This is a genomic window from Thalassospira profundimaris (assembly GCF_003326795.1).
GTDB classification, from domain to species: Bacteria; Pseudomonadota; Alphaproteobacteria; order Rhodospirillales; family Thalassospiraceae; genus Thalassospira; species Thalassospira profundimaris_C.
In genome coordinates this window covers 19,997-29,612 of the sequence record NZ_JPWI01000022.1, presented here as the reverse complement: position 1 = coordinate 29,612, position 9,616 = coordinate 19,997, and the positions used below count along the sequence as shown (strand labels likewise).

Here is a 9,616-nt window from a genome sequence, read left to right as displayed (position 1 = left end):
CACAGGTTCGAATCCTGTCGGGCTCACCAATTCAAAACCCCCGGAACCCAGAAGTTCCGGGGGTTTTGCATATCCGGCTTTTGCCATCATTTCCTGATCCGGTTTTCCTGTCATTCCATGAGCATCTCTGCCTGCGTTCTTTTGCAAGAAGCAGGGCTGTCATGCATCAAGACCTGTAGATTTTTCTGGTTGCGATTGCATCGCAATTCTATTTGCGGTAAAGAATGCAAATCAGTTTCAAATGCATCGGAGCAGGACGTCCGATGCGGATCGTTTGTGTGATCGGAAAAGTTAAATGCCTGAACCTGTAAATCCGTTGGACGCATCTGTTGATGCGCAAAGCCCGCTTGCTTCCGATGGCGCACTCGCACCTGATGCGTCTGCGACCGGAACCCTGTCCGCAGACGGGACAGTGATGGTCGATCCTCACACCGGCCTTTCGGTGGATACGACGGGAATAACCCAGTCAAATACCCTGACCGATGCCTTTGTCGGGTTGCCGGTGATTGAGCAGGTCGACAAGGCGGGTGTGGTTGGCTGGGTTCTGGCCGCCATGGCGTTGATCGGGATTGTGCTGTTTTTCTATAAACTGGTCGGGTTCCTGCGCCGCGGCGTCTTTGCAGACGGTTTTGTAAAGGATGTCGAACGTCACCTGAGCGCAGGGGACGAAGCACAGGCGGCAAACCTTTTGTCGCGTCGTCGCCATCCGGCAGCCCGGATCGGGCTTTCGGGTCTTTCATTGTCTGTATCATCGGCTGATGACCGCGAAGCTGCGTCCGATCTGATTGCAGCACGTGCGCGCAAGGAAATTGACGACCTGAACGGTGGTCTTCGCGTCATGTCGGCGATTGCCGTCCTCAGCCCGCTGCTTGGTTTGCTTGGAACCGTGATGGGCATGATCGAGGCGTTTCAGAAAATGGAAGGTGCAGGAAGCCGTATTGATCCGTCTGTTTTGTCCGGCGGTATCTGGCTGGCACTTCTGACGACCGCGATCGGTCTTGTCGTCGCCATTCCGGCAACTGCCTTCCATATGTGGATGCAGGGCGTTATCAGCCGCGCAGCAGCTGTTATGGAAGATGTCTGCACCATGGTGGTCAATCGTGGCGAACTTGCCCACAAGGCCACTTTAAGGGCGTCCAACGTATCCGAACTTCGCCACGCTGCCGAATAAACCAGATCCGTCGGAATACGTCTTATGCAATTGCGCGAACGAAATCGCGGTTCATCACCGATGATCGGTCTGACCCCGCTGATTGATGTTGTCTTCATTTTGCTGATTTTCTTCATGCTGGCATCAAGCTTCCTGGACTGGAAGGGTTTCGAGATGTCGGTCAGCATCACCGATGGCAAGGCCACCAGCCAAAGCGATGTGCGACCGGTCACGGTCAATGTCGATGCTAATGGCGGGCTTTCAATCAATGGCGAAGCTGTTTCACTGTCCGGGCTGGTTCCTGCCTTGCAAAGTGACTATGGCGGATCACCCGTTCGTCTGCGCCCGGTGAATGGTGCCAGTCTGCAACATCTGGTCGATGTGATGGATGCGCTCGGACAGGGTGGCGTAACCGATGTGGAGTTCATCGAATGAAACGCCGCATCCAGATTGCCGACGATACCCCGGTCCAGGAACCGATGTTGCCACTGATCAATATCGTCTTTCTGCTTCTGATCTTTTTCATGATTGCCGGAAGTCTGCAAAAACTCGGCCCCTTTGAAATCGACCCGCCGGCAAGCCAGACCGCCGAAGCGCGCCCGGAAGACACAATTGTTCTGTGGTTTGGCAAGAATGGCGATATCGGGATTGATGACCTCAAGGGCGGGCTTGACCGTCTGTCATCAATGCTGCCTGTCGATTATATCGGCCGCCCGGTTGAAATCCGCGCCGACCGCGAAACCGAGGGGGCGAAGGTCGTTGCCTTGCTGAAACGGTTGCAGGAACTCGGCGTAGATAAGGTCCAGCTGATGACTTCCATCGAAGCGGGACAGGATTGATATGTCAAAACGCATTGATTTCCTGATCGCAACCGGGCTTACAGGTATTCTTCTGACCGGGGGGATCGTTCTTGCCGTGCCTGATCCGCAGCCTTCGGGGTGGGGCGGGGCCGGATCGGTTCAAACTATCAGTATCTCGCTGGGTGCCGGGCATGCCGTCAGCGGCGAATCCGAAATTGATGAACAAAGCGCGGATTCTGTCGAAAGTCGTGCCGCCGAAGACCCTGTCGAGGTTACCGAGCCGGAACCGGAACCGGTGTCTGAGCCCGTCGTTGAACCAAAGCCCGAAGACGTCGCCGAACCCGAAGAAATTGTCGAACCGGAACTTGTCCCCGAACCGGAACCCGAAATTGTCGCGCCCGAGCCGATACCCGAACCGGTCGTTCAGGAAGTCGCCGAAGTCGAGCCTGAACCTGAACCTGAACCTGAGCCTGAACCGGTTGTGGTTCAACAACTGGCCGAAGTGCTTCCGGTCCGGATGAAGCCAAAGCCGCCGGTGACTAGGGTCGAGGCAACCCAAAAGGTTGAAACCGCCGAGGTGGTCAAGAAAACCACCGAGCCGGTTCAACAACCAACGGGCCCGGTGGATTCAAGCCAGTCCGAGGGGACAGTGGGCGAAGTCGCCAAAAGTCAGGCCGCATCGGCATCAAATGGCAGTGGTGGTGGTGCGGCCAGCAAGGCGGCAATGGTCGATTACCAGTCCTCTGTCTTGCAGATGCTTAACCGCTATCGCGAATATCCGGATCGTGCCAAGCGCCGCGGCATCGAAGGCCAGAACAGCATCTATATCGTGATTGCCCGGGATGGCATGGTGCTTGAGGCCAGAATGCTGTCTTCAAGCGGATCAAAGATTCTGGATCGTGAAACGGAACGCATGATCGAACGGGTGCGGCAATTTCCGCCTTTCCCCGATACCATGACCGAAGACAAGATCATGCTGACCGTCCCGGTGGTCTATAACCTGCGCTAGCCAAAGCACCCGCCCGACAAAAACGGCAGATGGTAGATGGCGAACCATCACCAAATCAAAACGGGCGCAGGAACAATGTTCGCGCGCCCGTTCGCTGAATGGATAAAGATCAGGATTGCGCAGTCAGTCTGGTGACGAATGTATCCACATCGGTGCGCAACCGTTCGGAATTCTGCTTTAGTGTTTTGGAGACTTCAAACACCTGGGATGCGACTGAACTGGTTTTGGTCGCGGTGTCGCTGACGGTGCCTAGGCTGAAATTCACATCCTGATTTGCAGATGATACCGCGTTGATATTGCCGCTGATTTCGGTGGTGGCGGCAGCCTGTTGTTCGACAGCGGCCGAAATGGCGGTAACGGAATCGACAATATTGCTGATTTGTCCTGCTACGGTCTGGATGGCTGAAACGGCTGCTGATGTACTTTGTTGCACCGCATTGATCTGTTCGGTGATGTCGCCTGTTGCCTTTGCCGTCTGGTTCGCAAGGTTCTTGACCTCGCTTGCGACAACAGCAAAGCCTTTGCCGGCCTCACCCGCGCGGGCAGCCTCGATTGTGGCGTTAAGGGCCAGCAGGTTGGTCTGGCTTGCGATTTTATCGATAAGATCAACAACCGTGCCGATCTGGTCTGCGGCGGTATTCAGGGTTTCGATGGTGTCCGAGGTGCGCCTGACGGATTCTTCGACTTCGTTCGAAATCGTTGATGCGCGTGATACCTGACTGGAAATCTCGCGGATCGAACCATCAAGCTGTTCCGCCGCCCCGGCAACTGTCGTTGCATTGTCCGCAGAAAGTTCGGCTGCACTCAGGGCCTTCTGGACCTCGTCCTGGGTTTCGGTCATGCTGGAAATCAGGGTGTTGGATGCGCTCGTCATATCCTCGGCGGATGCTGAAACGGCCGATACAACCGTGCCAATGGTTTCCTCGAACTCCCTGGACATGGCTTGAAGCTTGTTATTATAGGTTATCTGGGTTTCTTCGTAATAAACGGTGATGGCCATTTCGACATCAATCAGAATGGCATTGATCGAGGCAACCACCATCAATGAAACCTGAGAATCTCGATGGAAGTGCCGGAACAGAAGTGCTGAAATCTCGCCCAGCATGAAGTTATAGGCAGACATATAGGATTCCGGCGTCAGGCCGATCCGCTCATGTGCCTTGCCGATACGCCGGACATCTTCATAGAATGAATCATCAAACGTTCCGTCAAACAGCTTGGCCCAGTGTTTGCTTTGCGCTTCCTTGAGGCGCGTAACATTGGACTGACTACCGACAATTTGTGCCAGTTCGGGACGGGCCATGACCCTTCGGTAAAATTCATCAAGAATAGGTGGAAGGCTTTTTTCAATGACAGGCCAGGCACGTCTGAGCTGTTTGGCCTTTGCATCGTCAAAACCAATAAACTCAAGGCGCCGACGAATTTCAGAATGCATAATATAGTCCCCAGGCAATGAATGAAGGGCGTATTTTTCTCAGTCTCGATAGGGGCGTAATTCATAGGTTGGTATTAGGTTTTTGGGAGATAACTATACAATTGGATATAGTTTAATATCTGGAAGGGGGGCACGTCGCCTGCTTTTTTGCGCATTAACTTCACACACAGTCGAATGACCCGTCTCTGCTCTGTGTAGTCACAGATAGAACGGGGTGTGTCGTGCCGATTAACAGTGAACAGCTTCGAACCATGATTGTCCGGCCGGTTTTGGCCGCACTTGATCTTCCGGCATCGGATGTCGCAGAGAACCTGCTATTGGGAACAGCTGCCCATGAAAGTCATCTGGGCGACTATATCAAACAGGTCGGTGGTGGCCCTGCCATGGGCATCTATCAGATGGAACCGGCAACTCTTGATGATTGCTATGTCAATTATCTTGATTATTCGAGCCGCGCGGCACTCAAGGCAAAGGTCGATGCTTTTCTTGGGCCGCAACCGGCGGCAACCGATGGCGCCCCGGACAAGGCGGCCCAACTGGCAAGCAATCTTGCCTATGCAACCGCGATGTGTCGCATTCGCTATTACCGGGCACCCGGTGCATTGCCATCAGACCCCAATGACCTGAACAGCCTGGCGGCCTATTGGAAGCAATATTACAACACACCGCTGGGGGCGGGGACGGTTGAACAGTTTATCGCCGACTATAATCGTTATCTTGGCTAGATGAGGTTTCAGGGATCACCGACGGATACGCCAAAGTCAGTATGCCGTAGCGTCGGTGAAAAAATATTTCCTGCTTTTGGCAAAAATGGTGGAAACTGAAGCGCCTTTTAGCCAAAATCCCCTTCCGCAGGGTGGTGGTTGCGCAAAAAACCACCAAAACACAAGATTCTAGGGGGATCCCAATGAAACGTCGTCAGTTCCTTAAAGGAGCCGGTCTTGGCGCGGGTGTCGTTGCCGCATCTGTTGCTGCACCGGCTGTTGTTTCCGCACAGGAAAGCCTGAATTGGCGCATGGTGATGCCATGGCCAAAAGGAACGCCCGGCCTTGGCACCAATGCTGAAAAGTTCGCTGCCATGGTCAAGGAAATGTCGGGGGGCCGCCTGAACATTTCTGTCTTTGGTGCTGGCGAAATCGTTCCGCCGTTCGAATGCATGGATGCCGTCGAACAGGGCGTGGTCGAGATGGCCCACGGTACACCTTATTACTGGCAGGGTAAAAACCCGGCGCTGAACTTCTTCTCGACCATTCCGTTCGGTCTGACAGCCTGGGAACTTTCCGCCTGGCTGCGTTTTGGCGACGGTCAGAAACTTTGGGAAGAATCCTATGCCCAGTTCAACGTTGTACCGTTCTATGCCGGTAACTCCGGTATGCAGGCTGGTGGCTGGTTCAACAAGGAAATCAATTCGCTTGATGACCTCAAGGGCCTTAAAATGCGTTATGCCGGTCTTGGCGGCGAAGCCATGCGCCGTGCCGGTGCCAACGTCACCATGATCCCGCCGGGCGAGATCCTTCCGGCAATGCAGTCTGGTGCAATTGACGCAGCCGAGTGGGTTGGTCCCTGGAACGATATGGCGTTTGGTCTGTATCAGGTTGCCAAATATTACTACACCCCGGCATTCCACGAGCCTGGCCCGGGCCTTGAAATCTTTGTTGGCAAGGACAAGTTCGATGCCCTGTCAGCCGATTTGCAGGCGATCATCCGCTTTGCCGCACAGGCAATTTCGGAAAACACCCTGGCTGACTTTACCTTCAACAATATCCAGTCCTATCAGCCGCTGATCGACAAGGGTGTTGAAGTTCGTCAGTTCCCCGATGAAGTCATCATGACCCTGGCCGAACATTCCAAGGCCGCTGTCAATGAAATCGCGGCCAAGGACGATCTGTCGGGGCGTATCGCGGCAAGCTATCTTGATCTCGTCAAGAAAGCCGCACGCTATGGCAAGGAATTCGAAGCAACCGGTCTTCTGCACCGTGCAAAGGTCTGGGGCTACTAGGACTGACCTTAATAATAGTGCCCCATTCGGGCACAAGGATCAGGGGCTGCCTTCGGGCGGTCCCTTTTTTCTGAACCTCAGGATGAAAATATATCAACGAAATGTCGATGTTATGCAGTTTGCGCGATGCAGCTACCCGCAAACATGAATTGTTGCATACGCCAAAAAACGTAACTTTGTTGCCAGCCAGAGTTACGAAATTACCTTCGTAGACTTTTAACGCAAAAAATCACCAATATTGATTGGGAGCCCCACAATGAAACGTCGTCAGTTTCTGAGCGGCGCAGGCGTTGCTGCCGGTGCCTTTGCTGCCGCTGCTACTGCGCCCGCCATCGTTAAAGCCGATGAAACCATCAATTGGCGTATGGTTATGCCCTGGCCAAAAGGAACACCGGGTCTTGGTGCCAATGGCGAACTGTTCGCCGAGCGCGTCAACAAGATGTCCGGTGGTCGTCTGAACATCACCGTTTACGGCGCAGGTGAACTTGTTCCGGCACTTGAATGCATGGATGCGGTCGAGCAGGGCGTTGCCGATCTCGCACACTCCACGCCCTATTACTGGTTTGGCAAGGACCCGGCTGTTTCGTTCTTCACCACCATTCCGTTTGGTCTGATGGCGTGGGAACTTTCGGGCTGGCTGCGCTTTGGCGGTGGTCAGGCGCTTTGGGACGAGCTTTATGCGCAGTTCAACGTCAAGCCGTTCCTCGCAGGCAATACCGGTCTTCAGGCTGGTGGCTGGTTCAACAAGGAAATCAATTCCGTTGAAGACCTTAAAGGCCTGAAAGTCCGCTATGCAGGTATCGGTGGCGAAGCCATGCGTCGTCTGGGCGCAACCCCGTCGCTTCTGCCTGCTGCTGACATTCTGCCAAGCTTGCAGTCCGGTGCGATTGATGCCGCCGAGTGGGTCGGTCCGTGGAACGATTATGCATTCGGTCTGGCATCGGTTGCCAAATATTACTACACCCCGGCATTCGCCGAACCGGGTTCGGGTATCGAAGTCTTTATCAACAAGGACAAGTTCGCCGAACTTCCAGAAGACCTTCAGGAAATCGTCGCCGTTGCTGCACAGGCCAATGTCGAACAGACCCTGTCTGACTTCACCTTCAACAACGTTCAGTCCTATCAGGCAATTCTCGCCAAGGGCACCGAGATCCGTCATTTCAATGATGATCTGATCAATGCCTTTGCCGGTGCTGCCCAGGAAGCGATTGAAGAAATCGCTGGCAAGAATGACCTCAATGGCCGCATCTATGCATCGCTGATGGACTTCGCCAAAAAGGCAGCACCCTATGGCAAGGAGTTTGAGGCAACGGCACTGATCCAGCGCGCCAACGTATTTGCCAAACAGGCGTCGTAATTTCAAATTGATCTTGCAGAAATGACAAAGGCCGGCACCATCGGGTGTCGGCCTTTTTCGTTTTGGAGCTAGGGACAGATTGGCCATCGGGACTGATCAGGGAAGGGAGCCGTTTCTAGTCCAAATCCATGTGGGGAACGTCCAGTGGAAAGAATGGTCTGAAATAACGGCCATCCTCGATGCAACGGGCAAAGGACGGGCGCGCCATCAACCGGTCACGATAGGCGCGAAGGTTTTCAAAGCGCGGATCAATCGGATGGCTCCAGTGCGCATAAAAAAGATGCGGCCCTGCTGCGCAATCGGCCAGGGTGAAATCGTTGCCAATGGCCCAAGTCCGATCCTTCATCTTTTCATCAAGCCAGGCATAGGATGTTTCAAGCATCACCTTGGCTTTGGCAACACCATAAGGATCGTGCTCTCCTTCCGAGCGCATCGCATCAATCACCAGCTTCATCTGCGGTGTCGCAACATAGTGGTCAAAGAATCGGTCCATGAACCGAACTTCAATCGCACGGTCGGCATCTTGCGGGATCAGGCGGAAGTCCCGGTGATAGCGTTCATCGACATATTCAACAATGATGCTGCTTTCGATAACTGTGCGGTTCTGATCGACAATTACCGGCATCTTCCTGATCGGCCACAGAGCACCGAGTTCCTGCATAATTTCGTCGTTCTGAAAATCGATCTCGCGGAACGTGTAGTCCAGTCCGTGTTCGTAAAACGCAATCAGCGCTTTCTGACAAAAGGACGAGAAGTAATGGCCATAGAATGTGATCGGCATGTGCGCCTCCTGCCGGGATGATGTGGAGATAAAACTGATTGCATAATGCAATCAGTTGTCTTTTAGCAAAACTGGTCCTATTTTGCAACCAGTGTGAAAAAGGATGCCAAGAATGGACCATCGTTCCGGTTGCCCGATTAATCTGACGCTTGAAATTCTGGGGGATCGCTGGAGCCTGATCGTCATTCGCGATGTGATGTTTGGCAATCGCCGTCATTTCCGCGAACTGCTTGGCGCCTCCGAAGAGGGCATTGCCTCAAACATCCTCTCGGCACGTCTGAAACGTCTGGTCGCAGAGGGACTTTTGTCCAAGCGTTCGGACCCGGACCATGCACAAAAATCGATCTATAGTCTGACCGGGCCCGCCATCGAACTGGTGCCGCTTCTTGTGCAGATGGGGGCGTGGGGGCGTCGGCATATGCCGGTATCGCGCGAACTGGCGATCCGTGCGCAATTGCTTGAAGAAGGCGGCCCGGCAATGTGGCAGGCCTTTATGGATGAGCTGCGCCATATCCATCTGGGGGAACCGGCCCCGGAAAAATCAGTCCTTGAAGAACTTCAGGCGGCCTATATGCGCGTTTTGGCCGAAGAAGCCGGGCCGTCTTGAGCTGCTGCAAAAGAAAAGGGTGCCAAGGCACCCTGATCAAACGTCCTGAAATTGTCTGCTGCTACCAGATCAATGCACCGTGGGGGCATTCGGGGTGGCGGGCAGGTCAAAGGTGAACCTGTCCTGATCCTTGAATTCCTCGTTCGCGGGTCGCTTGACCAGTTCGGCTGCCATGACAAGCGATGTTTCAATCGTCCATTTAAGCTGCTCGACCGCACCTTCGTTTCCGGCATTCAGTGCCTCGGGCAGGATGCGTTCCTGCAGGAACTTGGCAACACCGGCAAAGGCGCGCGCGGCACTTTCGCAATTGTCGCGTTCGATCATGAAGCGCCCTGATTGTTCGATGGCATCGGCAATCCCGGCCAGATGGCCCATCATGACGCGGATTTCGCGATCATCGGTTTCGGTTTTCTTTGCGACAAAACGCAAAATTCCGGCGTAAAAGCCATAATCAGAAGGCATCTGAACCACGCTTCCA

Annotated in this window: 11 protein-coding genes; 8 read left to right on the top strand and 3 right to left on the bottom strand. The window is 54.1% G+C overall.

Annotated elements, in window-relative coordinates; genetic code table 11:
- The first annotated feature begins 295 nt into the window (after positions 1-295).
- From TH30_RS21525 to TH30_RS21510, 4 genes are read left to right on the top strand one after another with little or no spacing between them, the layout of a single operon-like run.
- Positions 296-1,171 carry a MotA/TolQ/ExbB proton channel family protein gene (locus TH30_RS21525; RefSeq protein ID WP_114100143.1) on the top strand — a complete coding sequence of 292 codons (876 nt, stop codon included), beginning with the start codon at positions 296-298 and terminating at the stop codon, positions 1,169-1,171.
- A 24-nt stretch (positions 1,172-1,195) separates the two neighbouring features.
- Complete coding sequence (locus tag TH30_RS21520; protein WP_114100142.1) at positions 1,196-1,585, top strand: ExbD/TolR family protein; 390 nt, start codon at positions 1,196-1,198, stop codon at positions 1,583-1,585.
- Entirely contained in the window at positions 1,582-1,989 is a 408-nt protein-coding gene (locus tag TH30_RS21515; protein WP_114100141.1) for an ExbD/TolR family protein, read from the top strand. The genes TH30_RS21520 and TH30_RS21515 overlap by 4 nt, the downstream gene beginning before the upstream one ends.
- Position 1,990: 1 nt before the next feature.
- Positions 1,991-2,959, top strand: coding sequence for an energy transducer TonB (locus tag TH30_RS21510; RefSeq protein WP_114100140.1), 969 nt, complete (start codon positions 1,991-1,993; stop codon positions 2,957-2,959).
- Positions 2,960-3,068: 109 nt separating this feature from the next.
- On the opposite strand, the gene TH30_RS21505 is transcribed toward TH30_RS21510, so the two are convergent.
- Complete coding sequence (locus TH30_RS21505; protein ID WP_181850426.1) at positions 3,069-4,394, bottom strand: globin-coupled sensor protein; 1,326 nt, start codon at positions 4,392-4,394, stop codon at positions 3,069-3,071.
- A 221-nt stretch (positions 4,395-4,615) separates the two neighbouring features.
- On the opposite strand from TH30_RS21505, the gene TH30_RS21500 reads away from it, so the two are divergent.
- From TH30_RS21500 to TH30_RS21490, 3 genes are all read left to right on the top strand, one after another.
- Positions 4,616-5,119, top strand: a complete 504-nt coding sequence (locus TH30_RS21500; protein ID WP_114100139.1) for a hypothetical protein — start codon at positions 4,616-4,618, stop codon at positions 5,117-5,119.
- A 182-nt stretch (positions 5,120-5,301) separates the two neighbouring features.
- Positions 5,302-6,393, top strand: a complete 1,092-nt coding sequence (locus TH30_RS21495; protein WP_114100138.1) for a TRAP transporter substrate-binding protein — start codon at positions 5,302-5,304, stop codon at positions 6,391-6,393.
- A gap of 256 nt (positions 6,394-6,649) precedes the next feature.
- A complete protein-coding gene (locus TH30_RS21490) occupies positions 6,650-7,750 on the top strand; it encodes a TRAP transporter substrate-binding protein (RefSeq protein WP_114100137.1) in 1,101 nt (366 codons plus the stop codon).
- Positions 7,751-7,865: 115 nt separating this feature from the next.
- Here the strand turns inward: TH30_RS21490 and TH30_RS21485 are convergent, their stop codons facing one another.
- Positions 7,866-8,531 (bottom strand): glutathione S-transferase family protein, encoded by a 666-nt coding sequence (locus tag TH30_RS21485; protein WP_114100136.1) that lies wholly within the window; start codon positions 8,529-8,531, stop codon positions 7,866-7,868.
- Between the two features lie 112 nt (positions 8,532-8,643).
- Here TH30_RS21485 and TH30_RS21480 point away from each other — a divergent pair, with 112 nt between their 5' ends.
- Positions 8,644-9,138, top strand: coding sequence for a winged helix-turn-helix transcriptional regulator (locus TH30_RS21480; RefSeq protein ID WP_114100135.1), 495 nt, complete (start codon positions 8,644-8,646; stop codon positions 9,136-9,138).
- Between the two features lie 69 nt (positions 9,139-9,207).
- Here TH30_RS21480 and TH30_RS21475 read toward each other — a convergent pair whose 3' ends face one another.
- On the bottom strand, positions 9,208-9,600 hold the full coding sequence (locus TH30_RS21475; RefSeq protein WP_114100134.1) for a hypothetical protein: 393 nt from the start codon (positions 9,598-9,600) through the stop codon (positions 9,208-9,210).
- Between the last annotated feature and the right edge of the window lie 16 nt (positions 9,601-9,616).

Coding starts and splice junctions, on each gene's coding strand:
- TH30_RS21525 (WP_114100143.1), top strand. CDS start 296: ATGCCTGAACCTGTAAATCCGTTGGACGCATCTGTTGATGCGCAAAGC.
- TH30_RS21520 (WP_114100142.1), top strand. CDS start 1,196: ATGCAATTGCGCGAACGAAATCGCGGTTCATCACCGATGATCGGTCTG.
- TH30_RS21515 (WP_114100141.1), top strand. CDS start 1,582: ATGAAACGCCGCATCCAGATTGCCGACGATACCCCGGTCCAGGAACCG.
- TH30_RS21510 (WP_114100140.1), top strand. CDS start 1,991: ATGTCAAAACGCATTGATTTCCTGATCGCAACCGGGCTTACAGGTATT.
- TH30_RS21505 (WP_181850426.1), bottom strand. CDS start 4,394: ATGCATTCTGAAATTCGTCGGCGCCTTGAGTTTATTGGTTTTGACGAT.
- TH30_RS21495 (WP_114100138.1), top strand. CDS start 5,302: ATGAAACGTCGTCAGTTCCTTAAAGGAGCCGGTCTTGGCGCGGGTGTC.
- TH30_RS21490 (WP_114100137.1), top strand. CDS start 6,650: ATGAAACGTCGTCAGTTTCTGAGCGGCGCAGGCGTTGCTGCCGGTGCC.
- TH30_RS21485 (WP_114100136.1), bottom strand. CDS start 8,531: ATGCCGATCACATTCTATGGCCATTACTTCTCGTCCTTTTGTCAGAAA.
- TH30_RS21480 (WP_114100135.1), top strand. CDS start 8,644: ATGGACCATCGTTCCGGTTGCCCGATTAATCTGACGCTTGAAATTCTG.
- TH30_RS21475 (WP_114100134.1), bottom strand. CDS start 9,600: ATGCCTTCTGATTATGGCTTTTACGCCGGAATTTTGCGTTTTGTCGCA.